The organism is Streptosporangium sp. NPDC049376, from assembly GCF_044466505.1.
Classification (GTDB): Bacteria; Actinomycetota; Actinomycetes; order Streptosporangiales; family Streptosporangiaceae; genus Streptosporangium.
The window spans coordinates 1-18,834 of the sequence record NZ_JBITMT010000033.1 but is presented as its reverse complement, the minus strand read 5'-3'; the positions used below and the strand labels follow the sequence as shown (position 1 = coordinate 18,834).

Below are 18,834 nucleotides of genomic sequence, written 5' to 3'. Positions count from 1 at the left end.
TTCTTCTGACTGTTTGCTCGCTGGATGCTGCGCCCCGCATCCGGCCGTGGGCATTGATTGTGACCGACGAACCAGGTAGGCGCGCGAACAGGGCACGCCATGAGCGCACCGGTTCACCAGGGTACCGGATTACCGGTCTCCTGGTCGAACCGGGCGGAACGTCGGTAGGCCGGGCCAGGCCCGTCCCTCGTGGAAATCCTGTGGAACGGGTCTAGTCGGCCGTCTTGGCCTTACGGGAGCGTCGCCGCCCCCGGCCCGAAGCCTGTACGGCTTGCGCGTCCTCACCTCGGACGTCATCAAGCGCATCGGTCACCGTATCACGGCCGGACACCTCGCTGGCCGCGACGGCGTGGCCGTCCTTGACGAGCTTCTCCGCGACGGCCTTCTCCACGGCCATCTTGCCCTGGGTGCCACGCGGCTCGGGCTTGCTCTCCACCGGCTCGGTCGAGACGTGCAGGCCACGGCCGTTGCAGCACTCACAGACGGTCGAGAAGGCCTCGAGCAGCCCCTGCCCGACCCGCTTACGGGTCATCTGGACCAGGCCGAGCGAGGTGACCTCCGCCACCTGGTGCTTGGTCCGGTCGCGGGCCAGGCACTCAAGCAGGCGCCGCAGCACCAGGTCCCGGTTGTTCTCCAGCACCATGTCGATGAAGTCGATGACGATGATGCCGCCGATGTCCCGCAGCCTGAGCTGACGGACGATCTCCTCGGCCGCCTCCAGGTTGTTGCGGGTGACGGTCTCCTCAAGGTTGCCGCCCTGGCCGGTGAACTTGCCGGTGTTGACGTCGACGACCGTCATGGCCTCGGTCCTGTCGATCACCAGCGAGCCACCGCTGGGCAGCCAGACCTTGCGCTCCATCGCCTTGGCGATCTGCTCGTCGATCCGGTAGGCCGCGAAGACGTCGCCCTGCTCCTGCCACCTGACGAGCCGGTCGGCCAGGTGCGGCGCCACGTAGTGGACGTACTCGTCGACCGTCTCCCACACGTCGTCACCCGCGACGACCAGTGAGGTGAAGTCCTCGTTGAACACGTCGCGGACCACCCGGACCGTCAGGTCGGGCTCGGACGACAGCAACTCGGGCGCGCTGGCCGACTTGGCCTTGCGCTGGATGTTCTCCCACTGGGCCGACAGCCTGGCCACGTCGCGGCCGAGCTCCTCCTCGGAGGCCCCCTCGGCGGCGGTGCGGACGATGACGCCCGCGTTCTCCGGCATCACCTTCTTCAGGATGCCCTTGAGCCGGGTGCGCTCCTTGTCGGGGAGCTTGCGGCTGATACCGGTCATCGAGCCGTCGGGCACGTAGACCAGGTAACGGCCGGGAAGGCTGATCTGTGAGGTGAGCCGCGCGCCCTTGTGCCCGATGGGGTCCTTGGTGACCTGCACCAGCACCGACTGGCCCGACTTCAGCGCCACCTCGATCCGCTTCGGCTGGCCCTCCAGGCCCACGGTGTCGAAGTTGACCTCACCGGCGTAGAGCACCGCGTTACGGCCCTTGCCGATGTCGACGAAGGCCGCCTCCATGCTGGGCAGGACGTTCTGCACCTTGCCGAGGTAGACGTTGCCCACGTAGGACTGGCTCGCCTCACGGTTGACGTAGTGCTCGACCAGCACGCCGTCCTCAAGGACCGCGATCTGGGTACGGCCACCGGTGCGGCGCACGACCATGACGCGCTCGACCGACTCCCTGCGGGCCAGGAACTCCGACTCGGTGATGATCGGCGGACGCCGCCTGCCGAGTTCCCTGCCCTCCCTGCGGCGCTGCTTCTTGGCCTCCAGGCGGGTCGAGCCGCGCACACTCTGCACCTCGTCGGCGGAGGTGCTGCGACCGGCCCTGGGCGCGCGGATGCGCACGACCGTGTTCGGCGGGTCGTCGTTGAGCTCACCCGCGTCGTCGGCGCCCCTGCGGCGGCGACGGCGGCGACGGCGGGAGGTGCCGCCGCTGTCCTGCTCCTCCTCCTGGACGGCCTCTGCGGAGGTCTCCTCCTCCTGCGGCTGCCGCTGCTCGGAGTCGTCCTCGTCGGCCTCGTCGAGCTCACGCGTCTTGCCCCGGCCGCGGCCGCCCCTGCGGCGGCGGCGGCGACGGCTGCCCTCGAACTCGTCCCCCTCCGAGTCGTCGTCCTCGGGCTCCTCGGCGCCCTCCGCCTCATCCTCCACGGCCTCGGGCTCAGACTGCGGCGGCTCGGGCGGCTGCGGCGCGGCGGGGCGGGCGGGCGGTTCCGCACGGTAGGGGTCGGGCGCCTGGAACAGCGGCTGGAACACCGCGGCGGGCGCCTGGAAGGTGACGGTGGGAACCTCGAAACGTTCCTGTGCGGCCAGGCCGAACGGGTCGGCGAACAGACCGGGACGCTCCTCGGCGACGTCCTCGCCCGCGGGCTCGTCGTCCAGCGGCTCGTCGGCGGGCATCGCGAGCAGGAGCCCCTCGGCGACCTCCTCGGCCTCCTCAGCCGGAACCGACTCGGCGACCGGCTCGGGGAGCGTCTCCTCCTGGACGGCCTTCTTCCGCGTACGGCTGCGCCTGGCGGGCGCGGGAGCCTCCTGCGCCGGTTCCTGGGCGCTCTCCTCAGCCGCGGCGACCGGCTCCGCCGTCTCCTCGGCCGTCTTCTTCGTACGGCTCCGCCGCGTGGTCGTACCCGTCGCCGCGGTCGTCCTTCGTCTGGTGGCGCGCTTGGGCGCCTCCTCCTGAGCCGGCTCGGGCGCCGTCACCTCAGGCGTCGCCGTGGCGACCGGCTCCCCTACGGGCTCGGGCTCCGGTTCGGGTCTGGTGACCACGACCACCGGCGGGGCGGTCTCCGGCTCCTCCGGCGGAGGGCCCGCCGGCCTGCTCGCGGCCCGCCTGCGCGGTGCCTGCTTCGGCTGTTCCTCTGTGTCCCCGCCAGGGCCTGTGGCCCCGGTTCCGGGCTCGTTGTCGAGCATGCGGGCGTTCTCCCGTCAGCTCCCGGGCGCGTCTCCGCGCCGCGCGGGAGCTCTCGTCTCTCGCTGTACGCCGGGCCCGCGGGTCCGGCGCCAAGTCCTATAGGTCGCCGCCGACGTGCCCGCCCACCGGTTCCGTTTCGCCGCCGCGCGTGGTGTCGCGGTCCAGGCCGAAGGGATCGGCGGGCTCACCGGTCATCACGTCGAGCGGTCCCTGCGCCAGCCTGGTCACCTCGGGGGGCACCGGCGGCGCGAAGCCAGCCACAAGACGCAGTCCGGTAAGAACGTCGTCGGGTCGAACGGCAGGAGTAGCGTGCCGTACAACCATGCGAAGTATGACACATGGCTGACTGGACCCCTGACCTGCTGTTGTCCCAATTCCCTCAGTTGCCTCACGGGTCTCAAGACCCAGCACCGCCTCCCGGGCGTCGAAGCGGCGCAGCCCCTTCTTCGTCAGGCGCTCGACCTCGACGCGCTCGGCGGCCTTGAACTCCTCGACCGCGACGGCCGCGAGGGCGGCATCCGCCTGCGGCAGCCGTACCTCCCACGCGGAGCATTCGAGCCGGTCGGACAGGTTCTCCCCGGCCGCCTCGACGACCGCCAGCACGTCGAGGCCCGGCGGGAGCGAGTCGTCCAGGGCGGCGCGCAGCCGGTCGGGGTCGCATCGCCGGGTCACGGCGATCTCAAGGTATTCGGCCTCGCTCGCGACTCCGGTCGGCGCGGCGGCGCCCACGTAGGAGATCCTGGGGTGGGGTGAGAAGCCCGCGCTGAACGCCACCGGCACGTCGGCGCGGCGGACGGCACGTTCCACCGCCCGGGAGATGTCACGGTGACTGGTGAAGCGCAGACGGCCGCGCTTGGCGTATCGGACGCGTAGACGCTGCGCGACCGGCGCGGGCGCCGGCCCATCGGGAACGGGTTTCAGAGTGGTTTCGTCCTTCCCAAGTCGTGATGGTCGCCTTTGTCAGCGGGCCGTGCTCACGCACGGCCTATCTCAGACAACCGTCAGTGGCAGCAGCTTCTTCCCCGTGGGCCCGATCTGGATCTCGGTGCCCATGGTCGGGCACACGCCGCAGTCGTAACACGGGCTCCAGCGGCAGTCCTCGACCTCGACGTCGTTGACGGCGTCCTGCCAGTCCTGCCAGAGCCATTCGCGGTCGAGGCCCGCGTCGAGGTGGTCCCAGGGGAGCACCTCGTTCTCCTCGCGCTCCCGCGTGGTGTACCAGTCGACGTCGATGCCGACCTTGGTGGCGGCGTCCATCCAGCGCTGGTAGGAGAAGTGCTCGCTCCAGCCGTCGAACCGGCCGCCGTCCTGCCACACCGCGCGGATGACCTCACCGACCCTGCGGTCGCCTCGGGACAGCAGCCCCTCGACGATCGAGGGTTTGCCGTCGTGGTAGCGCATGCCGATGGCGCGGCCGTACTCCTTGTCGCCGCGCAGGGCGTCCTTCAACGCCTTGAGCCTGTGGTCGACCACCTCGTGGGAGGCCTGGGCCGCCCACTGGAAGGGGGTGTGCGGCTTGGGCACGAACCCGCCGATGGAGACCGTGCAGCGCACGTCACGCGACCCGGTGGCCTCGCGACCGGCCTTGATGACCTTTCTGGCCAGGTCGGCGATGCCCAGGACGTCGATGTCCTCCTCGGTCGGCAGGCCGCACATGAAGTAGAGCTTCACCTGCCGCCAGCCCTGGCTGTAGGCCGTGGTGACGGTCCTGATCAGGTCTTCCTCGGTGACCATCTTGTTGATCACCTTGCGCATCCGCTCCGATCCGCCCTCGGGGGCGAACGTCAGGCCGGAACGGCGGCCGTTGCGGGAGAACTCGTTGGCCAGGTCGATGTTGAAGGCGTCGACCCGGGTCGAGGGCAGCGACAGCGAGGTGTTGGTGCCCTCGTAGCGGTCGGCCAGTCCCTTGGCGACCTCGCCGATCTCGGAGTGGTCGGCCGACGACAGTGAGAGCAGGCCGACCTCGTTGAAGCCCGAGGCCTTGATCCCGGCCTCGACCATGTCGCCGATCGTGGTGATCGAACGCTCCCTGACCGGGCGGGTGATCATCCCTGCCTGGCAGAAGCGGCAGCCGCGTGTGCAGCCGCGGAAGATCTCGACGCTGAACCGCTCGTGCACGGTCTCGGCCAGCGGGACCAGCGGCTTCTTCGGATAGGGCCACTCGTCGAGGTCCATGACCGTGTGCTTGTGGATGCGCCAGGGCACGCCCGAGCGGTTCGGCGCCACCCGCTGGATCCTGCCGTCGGGGTGGTATTCGACGTCGTAGAAGCGGGGCACGTAGACCCCGCCGGACTCGGCCAGGCGCATGAGCAGCTCGTCGCGCCCGCCGGGCGAGCCCTCGGCCTTCCACTCGCGGATCACCTCGGTGATCGCGATGGCGACCTGCTCGCCGTCCCCGAGCACCGCGGCGTCGATGAAGTCGGCGATCGGCTCGGGGTTGAAGGCCGCGTGACCTCCGGCGAGGACGATCGGGTCGTCCTCGCCCCGGTCGGCGGCGTCGAGCGGGATGCCGGCGAGGTCGAGCGCGGTGAGCATGTTGGTGTAGCCGAGCTCGGTGGAGAAGGAGATCCCGAACACGTCGAACGCCCGCACGGGGCGGTGCGCGTCGACGGTGAACTGGGGCACCCCCTCGGCCCGCATGAGCGCCTCCAGGTCGGGCCAGACCGCGTAGGTCCGCTCGGCCAGGGTCTCCGGCATCTCGTTGAGGATCTCGTAGAGGATCTGCACGCCTTGGTTGGGCAGGCCCACCTCGTAGGCGTCCGGATACATCAGAGCCCAGCGGACCGTCGCCTCGTCCCAGCTTTTGACGGTCGAGTTGAGCTCACCTCCGACGTACTGGATCGGCTTCTGCACCCTGGGCAGGAGCGCTTCCAGGCGGGGAAACAACGACTCGACAGGCATAGGCCAAGACTATCCGCCTAGAAAGGGTGCCACTGGCGATCGTCGCCCGCCCTCAGCGAGTCGAGGCGGTGCCGAAGCTCGGCGAAGGCGGTCTCGTCGCGGTGCGCGTTGCGCAGCACGGCGGTGAGGGTCTGCAGCTCGCGCATGTCGCGCAGCACCGGATACCCCTCCCACCTGGTCGCGTCGTAGCCGTAGGCCTGGCTGAAATTGCTCCGCTGGCGCTCGGTCAGCCCGAAGCGCACGCCCGCGAGCGTGGGAATCAGGTCGATCTCCCTCGGCCCGGCGCACACCCCGTCCCAGTCGCACAGCAGGAACCCGTCACGGGTGCGGATCATGTTCCCCCGATGGGCGTCCCCGTGCACCAGCCCGTACGGCAGCGCGAACTCAAGCCGCTCGTAGTAGGTCTCGGCCAGCGCCTCGCAACGTTCCAGGAGCCAGGCGCGGTCGGCCTCCCCGAGGGCGAGACCGGCCAGGATCGACCTGCGCACGGTGCCGAACGGGTCGTGGGTCGGCAGTTCGAACGGCACCGGCGGAAGGTCGTGCAGCCGCCGCAGCAGCGGCCCGAGCTGAGCCGGGTCCGGCGGGGGGCCGATGTGCTCCTCGTGGTGCCAGAAGGTGGCCAGGAACCCCTCGGCGACGATCGGCTGCTTGATCTCAAGCGGCCTGATCGTGGGGAAGCCCTGTTCGACCAGCCAGCGCGTGACCTTCACCGAGGTCACCAGGCGGTCGAACTTCCCGGGGGTGTTCGCCTGCGCCAGCCGTACGACGACGCGCTCGGCTGGCAGGTGGTAGACGGTGTTGGCGAAGTCACGCAGCAGCGTGACCCCGTCCGCGTCCAGATCGGCCTTCCGGCATGCCTCGTTGAGTGCCATGGCTGCCCTGGTGAGGAGCGAGCCCTCCGCGGCAATCGTCATCGTCCACTCCTGTCTGAAATGGCGTGGCGGGCCCGCTGGGGCAGACCCACCGCGCAGAAACTCTCGATCTGCCTGGCCAGCTGCTGCCCGCCGGGCCGGGATGCCAGCAGCTCACGACCTGTGCTGAGGGTCGCGCCCAGGCTGCTGATGCGTCTGTCCGGCGCGAGCGCGAGAATCGGCTCCATCGCCTGTTCGGCTCCCGCGGCGTCGCCCTCCATGATGTGGGCGACCGTCAGGTGCGCGCTGGCCATGGACTCACATCCGTAGGAGCGGTTCTCCGGCTCCCCCGCGGCGTACAGCGCCAGCGACTCGCGGGCCGCCTCGATGGCCGAGGCGGGCGCGTCGAGGTGCAGGTGGGTGACCGCCGCGTAGTAGCGCTCCTTGGCCGGGCGGAAGGCGAACTCCCCGCCGATCTCGTCGTGCAGCTCGTCGGAGCCCGCCGCCCTGGCGTCCTCGGCCCTGCGCAGCTGGTCGGCGGCCTCCCTCCTGCGGCCGAGCATGGCGTAGGAGCGGGCGCACAGCATGTGCAGGCGGGCCGCGCCCGACCCCGCACGCAGGTAGCTCAGGCCCTCCTCGGCGTATCTGGCGGCGTCGCCGTAGCGTCTGTCCCACAGCGCGACGGAGGACTGCATGCCACGCGCCCAGCCCATGAGCGCGATGTGCCCGGCCACCTTGCCGTAGGTCCACGCGGCCCGGGCGAGGGTGTCGGCGGGGATACGGCGGTCCATGTCCATGCTGACGTTGGCCATCAGCCCGCACAGCGCGCCGGTGAGGAAGTACAGCTCCCTGGCCTGCCCGGGGTGGATGCGCTTGTCCAGCGCCTTCCTGGTGCGCTCCTGCAACTCGCGCATCTCGACGAACAGCGGCAGCGGCGCCTCGGCGACGTAGCGCTTGCCGACCCAGATGACCTGTGTCCGCAGCCGTTCCAGCGCACCCGTGCCCAACTCGCTCGCCTCCGCCTCCTCCGCGTGCGCACCGGCCTCGTCGGCCGCGACCGTGATCATGTCGAAGGCGGGCGGCGCCGACGGCACGGCCCGAAGCCCCTCAGGTGTGTAGTCGTTGGCGAAGCCGAGCTGGACGGGGCCGGTCTCGAAGAGCCTGCACAGCAGATCGGTGTAGTCACGGTCGGGTCGCGCGCCCGCCTCCCACTCCCGCCACGAACGCTCGGTCAGGCCTCGTCGCTTGATGCCCTCCCTGTCGCACAGGGCGTGGAAGTGCTCTATGGCCTCCTCGACGGTCCACCCGTGGGCGAGCCTGCGGCATTTGAACAGGCTCTGCTGCGGGCAGCAACTGTGGATCTCCTCGACCATCTGCTGTATGACGGCCGCGGACGGCGGTCCCGGCAGAGCGGCGAGCGTACGGTTGCGGATGATGGTGGCGCAGGCGAGGGCGGCACGGTCTCCGCCCCTCGAACTCTGGGTCATAGGCTTTTTCGGCCCTTTCCCGATGGGGTCGCCCCCACGCTAGTGGTCTGATCGACATCGGGTGGACCTGAGAGCATTTCGCCGGTTAAGGGGAGTTTCTCCCTCATGAACCGTTACCGCCGAAGGGAACCACCGTCCCACCGTTGCGCAGCTGAGCCTGGAACAGCTGCCCGCACAGGCTGCTCGGAGTTTCGGCGAACCATACCGCAGGTGGGTTCCCGGCCGAAACAGCGGCCCAGCGACCCTTGCTGAACACGATCCGATAATCGGGGAACGCGGTACGTAGCAGTTCCAGTGCCCGTTGCCGCTCGGCGAGCTCCGATGTCACGGCCCCTCCGTCATCGCGAGTTCCGTCATCGTTCCCAGAATGTTCGCTTGACGCACGGAAATCCAGTGAGAATCCAGGGGTGCGAACATGCGGACGGCTCTCATGTTCGCCGATTCAGAATGGTTGCTCGCGAATGTGGATGGCCTGGAGCAGGCCTATGGCGATCATATTGGCGAAGGTCGCAGTACCACCATACGAGACAAACGGCAGCGGAAGACCTGTAATCGGCATGATTCCAATCGTCATCCCGATGTTGACGAAGGCCTGGAAGGCGAGCCAGCAGACGATCACCCCCGCCACCAGCGTCCCGAACCGGTCGTCGCACAACCGCGCGATCCTCATGCCGCGCAGCAGGATCACCCCGATCAACGCCACCACGGCGACCGACCCGAGGAAGCCGAACTCCTCCCCGGCGACGGTGAAGATGAAGTCGGTGTGCTGCTCCGGCACGAACCGCCCCGTCGTCTGACCCCCCTCGAACAACCCCTTGCCGAAGAGTCCCCCCGACCCGATCGCGATGAGCGACTGGGTGCTGTTGTAGCCGACCCCCCGCGGATCGCTCGCGGGGTTCAGAAAAGCGGTGAACCGCGCGATCTGGTACGGCTCAAGCACGTCGAGCAACCAGACGGCCACCACCCCGCAGACCACGAGCAACGCCAGCCCGAGAATCCACCGTTTCCTGACGCCCCCGATCACCAGCGCCCCTGCCGTGATCACGCCGAGGACCATCGTGGTGCCCAGATCCGGCTGGAGCATCACCAGCCCCATGGTGAACCCCGCGACCCCGAGCGAGAGCCCGATGTCCAGCGTGCGGGGCCTGTCGGTGCCCCTGACCGGTCTGGCCAGCAGCATGGCGAGCATCAGCACCAGCCCGAGCTTGGCGAACTCCGAGGGCTGGAAGGCGAACCCACCCCCCAGCATGATCCACGAGTGGGCGCCGTTCACCGTCGAGCCGAGCGGCGTGATCACCAACACCAGGCCGACCAGGCTCATGACGTAGACCAGCGGCGCGTAGACCCGCAGCGACCTGTGGTTGACCATCACCGCCACGCTGGTCAGCGCGATCCCGATGGCCACGTTGAGAATGTGCTTCTTGACGAGGCCGGTCGAGCCGGGCGCCCAGGTCCTGGTCGACGACCAGACCAGCAACGTCCCGATCACCGTCAGCGCGGCGACCGCGACCAGCAGCACCCCGTCCATCCTGCGCACCGCGGAGGAGGCCGCGACCGCCCTGCGTGTGAGGGAGCCACCGGCCGGCACGGCCATCGTGCGGTTCATCGGGCCACGGTCCCGTCCCGCTCGATCATCGGCAACCTGGTCGCGGGCCGGTGGTCGGGCAGCGCCGCGCGCACCGGCTTCCCCTTGCCCTGACCGTCCTGCGGCGCGATGCCGTAGATGCCCTCGTAGATCTTCCGCGCGGCCGGAGCCGCGGTCTGACCGCCCATCCCGCCCTGGGAGACCATCACGACGATCACGAAACGCGGTTTCTGCGCCGGGGCGAACGAGGCGAACCAGGAGGTGTCGTTCTTGCCGTACACCTCGGCGGTCCCTGTCTTGCCGCCGACCCTGACCTTGTCCATAGGGAACCCGCCGAAGGCGCCGGCGGCCGTGCCGTCCGAGGCGACCTCGCTGAGCGCCCCCCTGATGTAGGACCGCTCGGCCTGGGAGAGCGGCAGCTTGCCGACGACCGGGACCTTGATCTCCTTGACCATGGTGCCGTCCGGCCGTACCAGCGCCCAGCCGATACGGGGGCTGCGTAGCTTGCCGTCACCGACGAGCGCCGAGTAGGCCGCGGCGAGCTGCAACGGAGTCACCAGCACGTCACCCTGCCCGATGGAGAAGTTGGCCGCGTCTCCGGGCCGCCACTGGTAGCCCTCCAGGCAGTTCTCGTACGCCAGCTGTTTGAGGAAGGCCGCCCGCGACGGACTTGACCTGGCGACCTCCGGATATCCGCTCTTGGCCCGCCTGCAGTTCTCCGTCTTGGTCGCGTCCCACAGCTGCTTCTTCCACTCGCGGTCGGGGATGCGCCCCGCCGACTCCCCCGGCAGGTCGATCCCCGTCGGCCTGCCGAATCCGAAGGCCCGCGCCATCACCGCCATCGGTTCCTTCGTCTTGCCCCTGGGCCGCAGCCCCCCGTCACGCAACCACTGCTCGTACGCCGCCCGGTAGAAGATCGTGTCGCAGGACTTCACCAGCGCCGTGTGCAGGGTCAGGGTGCCCATCCCGATGCCGTGGAAGTTGTTGAACGGTCTGCTGCCGACCATGAAGGACCCCGGGCAGTCATAGTGCCCGTGCAGCGGATACCCGTCCCTGAGCATCGCGGAGACCGAGGAGATCTTGAACGTCGAGCCCGGCGCGAACTCCCCCTTGATCGCCCTGGACACCAGTGGCCTGCCCGCCTTGCCGGACAGCAGCCGCTGGTACTCGGGTTCCGAGATGCCTCCCGTCCACACCGCCGGGTTGTAGGTCGGCGCGCTGGCCAGCGCGACCACCCTGCCGGTCCGCACGTCGAGCACGACCCCCGCCGCTCCGTCCGCGGACGGCGCCGACTTCATCGCCTCCGCCAGCGCCTTCTCCGTCACCGCCTGCACCCTGGCGTCGATGCTGGTGATGAGCGTGTCACCCGGGGTCGGCTGCACCTGCCGCTCCACCCCGATCACCTTGCCGAGCCGGTCGACCTGCACCCGTCTCAGCCCGGGAACCCCTCGGAGCTCCTTGTCGTAGACCGCCTCAAGACCGTCACGGCCCACCAGGTCGACCCCGGAGAAGACCGCCTTGAACCCGTCGCGCCTCTCCATCTCCTCCTGTGTGATCGGCTGCAGGTAGCCGAGCACCTGCGCCCCCGCCGAGTTGCCGGGATACTCCCTGACCGCCTGCACCTCGGCGGTCACCCCGGGGAACTCCTCCTGCCGCTCCAGGATCTGCAGCGCCTCACGCGTCGTGACGTCGTCGTCGATCGGAATCGGCTGGTACGGCGAGCCCGGCCAGCACGGCCTGGTGACCCCCGGCCCGCACGCCCTGATCCGCATGCGCAGCTCCGACGGCTTACGGTCGAGCACCGCCGCCAGACGCTGCAGCACCTCCCTGCCGTTGCCCTCCATCCGGTTGAGGCTCGTACGGTCGACGGAGACCACGAGCCTGGTCCGGTTGCGTACCAGCGGACGCCCCGCCGAGTCGAGGATCTGCCCACGCACCGCGGGCACGACCACGTCACGGGTCCGCGTCTCGGTCGCCGCCTCGACGAACTCGGCCCCGCGCACCACCTGCACCTGCCACAGCCGTACGGCGAGCAACGCCAGCAGCGAGGCCACCAGGACCTGGATCACGACCAGCCTGGTCCGTGTCCTGATCATGCCCGCCTCCCGCGAGCCGGGACCGGCGTCCCGCCCCAGCCTCGCCGTCCGCTCATCTACGTCCCCGAACCAGATGCGTGACCGGCCGCAACTCCCGCTCGCGCGGCCCCTTGACGATCCTCATCACCAACCACACCATCGGAGGCGCCGCCAGCAGGTTGTAGCCGATCGCCCAGGGCAGCGGAGAGGCCAGCACGTCCCCGCCCGCACCGGGCTCCCCGAGCAGCACGCTGACCACCGCGACGGCGGGCGGCCCCGCCGCGGCGCAGGCCAGCGCGACCGGCAGCCTCGCGTCGGGACGGCTCTCCCCCGCCCTGCCCGCGGCGAACCCGATCAGGCACAGCACCAGCGCGTACTGCCCGAGCACATGGGCGGCAGGCGGCAGCACGTCACCGGCGAACCCTGCGCCGAACCCCATCACCGCCCCCGCGGCCGCGCCACGGACCAGGGCGTACCCCACGACGGTGAGCAGCACCAGGTCGGGCGCGGCCCCGCCGGGCAGCGGAATCCGGTTCACGAACGTCACCTGAACGACAAGGGCCAGCAGAAGCACCGCGACGGCCCCCAGGTCACGGCTCACCCTCCGCCTCCTCACGCGGCCCGTCCCCACGCGGGGCCTTTCCCCGTGGCACAGCCGGCAGCACGGTGTCCCGCGGGGCACGCTGGGGCGCCTGCACCACCACCCCGACCACGTCCAGCGCCGTCAGATCGGCGTACGGCCGCGCGTAGGCCACCCTGGTCAGCTCCCCCGGAGTCGCCACCACACGTTCGACCACCCCGATCGGCACCCCCGCCACGTACGGCGCGCCCCGCTGGGAGCCGAAGCTCACGATGCGGCGTCCCGGCACGATCTGCGCCGAGGAGTCGAGCAGACGGAACCGGAGCAGACGACCGTTCTGCCCGATCCCGTGCACCAGCCCGATCTCGTTGCTCCCCTCAAGGCGCGCCCCCGCCGCGGAGGCCGGGTCGCTGAGCAGCACCACCGTCGAGGTCGAGGTGCCCACCTGCACCACCCTGCCGACCAGGCCGTCGCCGTTCAGCACGGTCATCTCGGAGCGCACCCCGTCGGCGCTGCCCACGTCGAGCTGTACGGCCTCCTCGAAGCCGGGCGTGCCACGCCGGGCGATCACCTGGGCGGGCACCAGCCGGTATCCGGCGGCCCCCGCGACACCGAGCAGACGGCTCAGCTCCTGCGCGTGCCCACGATCCAGCGCCTGCGCCGTCAGGTCCCGTCTGAGTCGCTGGTTCTCCGCGCGCAGCACGTCGATGCGGCGCTGCGCGTCCGGTGCGGCCGCCATCGTCTCGAAGAAGTGCCCGACCGGCCGGACCAGCCCCGCCCCGAAGTTCTCCGCGGCGCCGAACAGCTCGGCGCCAACTCCTCTGAGCGGGCTGAGCGGGGAGTTCGCCCCCGCCCGGTGGTCGACGGTCATGAGCACCAGCGCCGCGGCCAGCAGCACTCCCAGACTCATCCGTGCCCGGCGCGTGTCCCTCATCAGTGTCGCGGTTCCGACACCAGGACCTGCTGCAGCGCCTCGAAGTCCTCGACGCACTTACCCGAACCGAGCGCGACGGAGTCCAGCGCGTTGTCCACCAGGTGGATCGGCATGCCCGTCTCGTCCTTGAGCCGCTCGTCCATGCCCTTGAGCAGCGCGCCGCCCCCGGTGAGCGCGATCCCACGGTCCATCAGGTCTCCGGAGAGCTCCGGCGGGCACTTGTCCAGCGTCGTCTTGACCGCGTCGACGATCACGTTCACCGGTTCCTCGGTGGCCTTGCGGATCTCGGCCGCGGAGACGACGACCGTCTTGGGCAGGCCGGTGACCAGATCACGACCCCGGATCTCGGCGTGCCCCTCTTCGGGAAGCGCGCAGGCGGAGCCGATGGCCATCTTGATCTCCTCGGCGGTCCGCTCACCGAGCATCAGCGAGTACTCCTTCTTGGCGAAGGTGATGATCGCCTGATCCAGCTCGTCACCGCCGATCCTGATCGACTGGCTGGTCACGACCCCGCCCATCGAGATGATCGCCACCTCGGTCGTCCCGCCGCCGATGTCGACCACCATGTTGCCCGTGGGCTCGTGCACCGGAAGTCCGGCCCCGATCGCGGCGGCCATCGGCTCCTCGATGATGTAGACCCCCCGGGCCCCCGCCTGGTAGCCGGCCTCCTTGACCGCCCGCTGCTCGACTCCGGTGATCCCGCTCGGCACCGCGATGATGATGCGCGGCTTGGCGAACTGACGGCGCCGGTGCACCCGCTGGATGAAGTAACGGAGCATGCGCTCGGTGACGTCGAAGTCGGCGATCACACCGTCCTTGAGGGGGCGGATCGCCATGATGTTCCCCGGTGTCCTGCCGATCATTCGCTTGGCCTCGATGCCGATGGCCACGATCTTTCCCGTGGTCGTGTTTATCGCGACGACGGAGGGTTCGTTGAGAACCACACCGCGGCCCCGCACGTAGACGAGAGTGTTGGCGGTGCCGAGATCGACCGCCATGTCGCGGCCGAGAAATGCAAGCTTGCTGCTCATGAGGAAGGCGGCCTCCTTCCGTCAGGTCGTCGGCGAAAACTACAGAACGCACTCGAATCGTAACGTGACGTACCCACCACTGAGCGCAATGAGCCCACCAGATCCGGGAAAATCTTAGAGCGTCTCAAACACGCGGAGCCCCGTCACCCTCCCAGGCGACGGGGCTCCGCGAAGCCGGAGACCTAGAAACGGTCCGGGAAGAAGAGCTTGATCTCGCGGGCGGCGGACTCGGGAGAGTCGGAGCCGTGCACGACGTTCTCACCGATCTCCAGGGCGTGGTCACCACGGATCGTGCCGGGAGCCGACTTCACCGGGTCGGTCAGACCCGCCAGGGCACGGAAGGCCTCGACCGCGCGAGGACCCTCGGCGACCAGCGCGACCAGCGGGCCGGAGGTGATGAACTCGACCAGCTCGCCGAAGAACGGCCGCTCCGAGTGCTCGGCGTAGTGGGCCTTGGCGGTGTCGGCGTCCAGGGTGCGCAGCTCAAGCGCCGCGACCTTCAGGCCCTTGCGCTCGATCCGGGCGATCACGTCACCGACGAGACCACGCGCGACACCGTCGGGCTTGATCAGGACAAGAGTGCGCTCGGACACTGAGGTTCTCCTTTGAACGGGGATGACTCGCGGACTGCGAGGAACGCGCGAAGTTTATCGCCCTCGGCCCGGTTCCCCGTGGTCGGCGACGTCATGGGCGGTCCACCCCGTCTCCCAGCGCCCCCTCGGGGGACGGAGTCGGCGGCGGCACGACCGGCAACGTCCCCGGCTCGGGTGCGCCCGCCGCTCCCGGATCTCGCCCGGGACCGGTCTCGGGAACGGCCCCGTCGGGCCCCTCCTCCTCGGCCTCGTCGGCGGATCGGTCATCGCCCGTGGACCCCACCGGAGATGGGGCCGAGTCGGCCGGCGGCGCGGGCGCCGGGACCGAAACGCTCCTCTCGTTCCCCACCGCCCCCTCCTGCGACGCCTCGTCTTCGACGGCCCCGGCACGGACCACGACCGTACGGCGGGCCAGCGCGGCGCCGAGCACGATCGTGGCGACCACCAGACCGCCACCGACGAGCGCCCACAGATGCAGCGCCCCGACGAACGCGTCCACCATCGCCTGCGGGGTCTCCGCCTGCCGCAGCATGGTGAGCTGGACGCCGGTCCCCAGCAGGAAGCCGGACAGGATCCCCGGCAGGAACAGCGAGAGAGCGAACAGCGCCACTCCCACTCCCGAAGGACGCAGCACCGCTGTCAGGGCCACGGCGGCACCCGCCGTGATCAGTGCGAAGGGAAACAGGAGCGCGAGCCCCTCCGCGGTGGGCAGCAACGCCCTGACCGCGCACAGCCCGGCGACCAGGACGGCCAGGCCACCCGCGGCGCACAGCGGTGCGGTGGACTCTCCGAGTCTGCTCACCGCGACGGCCGCGGCCAGTCCGAGGACCCCGGCGACCAGGAACGCCGGCCACAGCCCGCTGAGCCCGGGACCACTCAACCCACCCAACTCGACATTGGTGACCTGCGCCGCGGTCGGCAGGACGACGACGCCGACCACCAGCATCGTGTAGGCGGGAGCCCTGCCCGCCCCTTCCCCGAACCCGCTCGCCGAAGCCAGGAGGAAAAGCCCGATGATCGACAGCACCGCGACGAGAACGAGCAGGCCCGGCGGCCAGTCGAACGTCGTGCCCAGGGCCAGTGTCGCCACCGCCGCGGCCGACCCCGCCGCGACCGGCAGGCGACCGCCCCGCATGACCTCGGGACTCGCGGAACCTTCACCGCTCCTTATCCAGAACACGAGATAGACGGCGGCCAGCACCAACGCCACTCCGGTCAGCATGGGGTACGGCTGGAGCGTGACCCTCCAGGACCTGACCTCGTTGAGCGGCCACAGGGCCAATGCCTGCGCGGCCGTGAGGCTCACCGCCAGCATGCCCGCCCAGAGGGCACGCAGGACGGCGGAGCGTTCCCAGACCGTCACAAGACTGGCGGGAAGCAGCAGCCCGGCTCCGACACCGTGCAGAGCCCGCAGCACCCCGACCAGGGACGCCGACCCGGCGTAGCCCCCGGCCGCGTCCGCGAGCGCCAGCAACGCCAGTCCGGCGACCAGGACCGGAACTGCCCTGACCCGGCGTAAGAACAGTGCGGCGAGCGGCACGGTCAGCACCATCGCGGGTAGGGCGAGCCCGTGTGCCCTGACCATCTCGATCTGGGAGACGTCGGGCGGCAGCAGTGCCGCGACCACCGAGATCGTGTTGGGAACGGCGACGATCGCCAGGGGAAGGGTCACCGCGACGAGCAGCCCTAGGATGACGTCGAGCATCAGCGAGGCACGGAGAGGACGCGCCAGGTCAGCGGACCCGGCGGCCACCCCCCGGGCCGGCTGCATGGGAGGGACGGCCATGTTGGCCGACTTTAGCGGGAAGTCACGCCCTCGACACGGCGAGCGACGAATATCGCCGTGATCCACAGTGCGGCGAAGATCGCCCCAAGGAAGAACATGGTCGGAACGAGAAACCCCGCGGCTATGGCCAGAACCTGGATCACGCTTCCCACGATGTAGGCGAAGGGGTGTTTCAACAGACCCACCACCAGGACGCAGAGGACGGCCAGACCCAGCCCGACCGTCACCGCGAAAGCGGGCTCGACCCCCTGGGTGTTGATCGCCACCGGCGTGAAAAGGCCGACGACGATCGCCTCCATGCCCAGCACACTGGCACAGAGCCGCCGCATACCCGGCGTGACGGTGAACATGCCCCGCCTCTCGCTCACGTGGCCTCCTCCGCCTTCAGCAGCAACCTCGCGTCTCCGGCCGTGACCACGGAGCCGGTGATCAACACACCGGCACCGGCGAACTCTCCCTCCTCGTCGGCCAGGCCGATCCCCATGTCGATCGCCTCGTCGAGTCGTTCGGCCAGACGAACCCGGTCGGCTCCGAAGATCTCTCCGGCCAGCGCCGCGAGCCTGTCCGGCTCCATGGACCTCGGCGAGGAGTTCCTTGTCACCACGATTTCGTCCATCATGGGCTCCATCAGCTCGAGAATGCCCTGGACGTCCTTGTCCGCGAACATGGCCACCACACCGATGAGCTTGCCGAAGCCGAAGGACTCGTGGACGGCCTCCAGGGTCGCCTGCACCCCGCCCGGGTTGTGCGCGGCGTCCACGAGCACCGTCGGGCCCCGCCGTACGACCTCCAGCCTTCCGGGTGAGGTGACGTTCAGGAAGGCCTGCCGTACCAGCTCGATGCCGAGGGGTTCCTCCCCTCCTGTCAGCGCCTCGACGGCGGCCAGCGCGCAGGCGGCGTTGCCCGCCTGGTGCGCGCCGTACAGGGGGAGGAGAACCTCCTCGTAGACCCCTTTGAGCCCCTTGAGGCGGAGCAGCTGCCCGCCGACCGCCAGCTCCCTGCCGAGCACGCCGAACTCCAGCCCCTCCCTGGCCACCGTCGCCCCGGCCTCCACAGCCCTGCGCACCAGCACCTCCGCAGCGGGAAGCTGCTGCTGCGCGAGTACGGCGGTCGCCCCCGGCTTGATGATCCCGGCCTTCTCCCCGGCGATCGTCGCGACGTCCGGGCCGAGATAGTCGACGTGGTCCAGGGAGATCGGAGTGATGACGGCGACCGTACCGTCTGCGACATTGGTCGCGTCAAAGCTGCCGCCCATACCCGTCTCGATGACCGCCACGTCCACGGGAGCATCGGCGAAGGCCGCGAAGGCCATCGCGGTGAGTGTCTCGAAGAAGGAAAGCCTGCGTCCCTGAGCGTCGATCATCTTGAGGTAGGGCTCGATGTCCAGATAGACCTCGGTGAAACGCTCCTCGCTCAGCGGGAGGCCGTCGATCGAGATGCGCTCACGCATGGACACCAGGTGCGGACTGGTGAAGCGACCGACGCGCAGATTGCGCTCACGTAGAAGCGTCTCGATCATGCGCGTCGTGCTCGACTTACCGTTGGTGCCGGCGACATGCACGATCGGATAGGCGTCTTGAGGGGAACCGAGCACGTCCATGAGCGCGGCGATCCTGTCGAGAGTGGGTTCGAAGTTCCACTCGACGCCACGTTCCATGATTGCTTGTTCGACCGCTCGATATTCCACGCCTCAAGCCTACTGACCCACAAGCCGCTCTTCCCCCTGCCCCACGGCCTGTGCGTCCCTTCACCACGCCTTCAGAGAAGGTACGGCTCGCTCCCGACACGATGCCGCGACCGTGGGGGCCGTCGGACACCGGCCGCCGGAGGAGCGGCCCTTCGGCCTTCTCCGGCCCCCGACCCGGGACCTCATCGTCCACAGCCAGGGCCGTCCACGACCAGGGCGAACAGGATCAACCTGATCGCCCCGTGGAATCCCGCCGGCAGACAACACCGCCCCCGAGACCGCTGCCGAAGGCCGCTGCCGAACCGGAAAAGAAACAGCCCGACCGCGAAGCCACCCCGCACCAGAGAAAGGGACGGCCCCCGCCTCCCTCAAACACCCACACCCCGGGGCCAGACACCAACAAAAAGGGGCA

At 69.7% G+C, this 18,834-nt stretch carries 15 protein-coding genes; all 15 read right to left on the bottom strand.

Annotated features, from left to right (window positions below):
- Window positions 1-211: 211 nt before the first annotated feature.
- The gene (locus ACIBVQ_RS38800; protein ID WP_399183856.1) at window positions 212-2,911 is read right to left on the bottom strand and encodes an Rne/Rng family ribonuclease; all 2,700 of its coding nucleotides are present in this window, start codon (window positions 2,909-2,911) and stop codon (window positions 212-214) included.
- A 97-nt stretch (window positions 2,912-3,008) separates the two neighbouring features.
- On the bottom strand, window positions 3,009-3,755 hold the full coding sequence (locus ACIBVQ_RS38795) for a TIGR03936 family radical SAM-associated protein (RefSeq protein ID WP_399183899.1): 747 nt from the start codon (window positions 3,753-3,755) through the stop codon (window positions 3,009-3,011).
- 147 nt (window positions 3,756-3,902) lie between these two features.
- On the bottom strand, window positions 3,903-5,813 hold the full coding sequence (locus tag ACIBVQ_RS38790; RefSeq protein WP_352016353.1) for a TIGR03960 family B12-binding radical SAM protein: 1,911 nt from the start codon (window positions 5,811-5,813) through the stop codon (window positions 3,903-3,905).
- A 17-nt stretch (window positions 5,814-5,830) separates the two neighbouring features.
- Window positions 5,831-6,727 carry an aminoglycoside phosphotransferase family protein gene (locus tag ACIBVQ_RS38785; protein ID WP_352016354.1) on the bottom strand — a complete coding sequence of 299 codons (897 nt, stop codon included), beginning with the start codon at window positions 6,725-6,727 and terminating at the stop codon, window positions 5,831-5,833.
- On the bottom strand, window positions 6,724-8,151 hold the full coding sequence (locus ACIBVQ_RS38780) for a hypothetical protein (RefSeq protein ID WP_399183854.1): 1,428 nt from the start codon (window positions 8,149-8,151) through the stop codon (window positions 6,724-6,726). Before ACIBVQ_RS38780 ends, ACIBVQ_RS38785 begins: the two co-directional genes overlap by 4 nt.
- A gap of 103 nt (window positions 8,152-8,254) precedes the next feature.
- Complete coding sequence (locus ACIBVQ_RS38775; RefSeq protein ID WP_184715420.1) at window positions 8,255-8,479, bottom strand: hypothetical protein; 225 nt, start codon at window positions 8,477-8,479, stop codon at window positions 8,255-8,257.
- Window positions 8,480-8,593: 114 nt separating this feature from the next.
- Window positions 8,594-9,757 carry a rod shape-determining protein RodA gene (gene rodA, locus ACIBVQ_RS38770; protein ID WP_352016356.1) on the bottom strand — a complete coding sequence of 388 codons (1,164 nt, stop codon included), beginning with the start codon at window positions 9,755-9,757 and terminating at the stop codon, window positions 8,594-8,596.
- Window positions 9,754-11,832, bottom strand: coding sequence for a penicillin-binding protein 2 (gene mrdA, locus ACIBVQ_RS38765; RefSeq protein ID WP_352016357.1), 2,079 nt, complete (start codon window positions 11,830-11,832; stop codon window positions 9,754-9,756). The genes rodA and mrdA overlap by 4 nt, the downstream gene beginning before the upstream one ends.
- A gap of 52 nt (window positions 11,833-11,884) precedes the next feature.
- Window positions 11,885-12,412, bottom strand: a complete 528-nt coding sequence (gene mreD, locus ACIBVQ_RS38760) for a rod shape-determining protein MreD (RefSeq protein ID WP_386192456.1) — start codon at window positions 12,410-12,412, stop codon at window positions 11,885-11,887.
- Window positions 12,402-13,325 (bottom strand): rod shape-determining protein MreC, encoded by a 924-nt coding sequence (gene mreC / locus ACIBVQ_RS38755; RefSeq protein WP_352016359.1) that lies wholly within the window; start codon window positions 13,323-13,325, stop codon window positions 12,402-12,404. Before mreC ends, mreD begins: the two co-directional genes overlap by 11 nt.
- Window positions 13,325-14,356, bottom strand: coding sequence for a rod shape-determining protein (locus ACIBVQ_RS38750; protein WP_352016360.1), 1,032 nt, complete (start codon window positions 14,354-14,356; stop codon window positions 13,325-13,327). The genes mreC and ACIBVQ_RS38750 overlap by 1 nt, the downstream gene beginning before the upstream one ends.
- Before the next feature lie 182 nt (window positions 14,357-14,538).
- On the bottom strand, window positions 14,539-14,949 hold the full coding sequence (gene ndk / locus ACIBVQ_RS38745) for a nucleoside-diphosphate kinase (protein ID WP_399183850.1): 411 nt from the start codon (window positions 14,947-14,949) through the stop codon (window positions 14,539-14,541).
- A gap of 91 nt (window positions 14,950-15,040) precedes the next feature.
- Window positions 15,041-16,735 carry a hypothetical protein gene (locus ACIBVQ_RS38740; protein ID WP_399183848.1) on the bottom strand — a complete coding sequence of 565 codons (1,695 nt, stop codon included), beginning with the start codon at window positions 16,733-16,735 and terminating at the stop codon, window positions 15,041-15,043.
- A gap of 11 nt (window positions 16,736-16,746) precedes the next feature.
- Window positions 16,747-17,103, bottom strand: coding sequence for a DUF4233 domain-containing protein (locus ACIBVQ_RS38735; protein WP_352016363.1), 357 nt, complete (start codon window positions 17,101-17,103; stop codon window positions 16,747-16,749).
- A complete protein-coding gene (locus ACIBVQ_RS38730) occupies window positions 17,100-18,392 on the bottom strand; it encodes a folylpolyglutamate synthase/dihydrofolate synthase family protein (RefSeq protein ID WP_362784410.1) in 1,293 nt (430 codons plus the stop codon). The genes ACIBVQ_RS38735 and ACIBVQ_RS38730 overlap by 4 nt, the downstream gene beginning before the upstream one ends.
- Window positions 18,393-18,834: the final 442 nt, after the last annotated feature.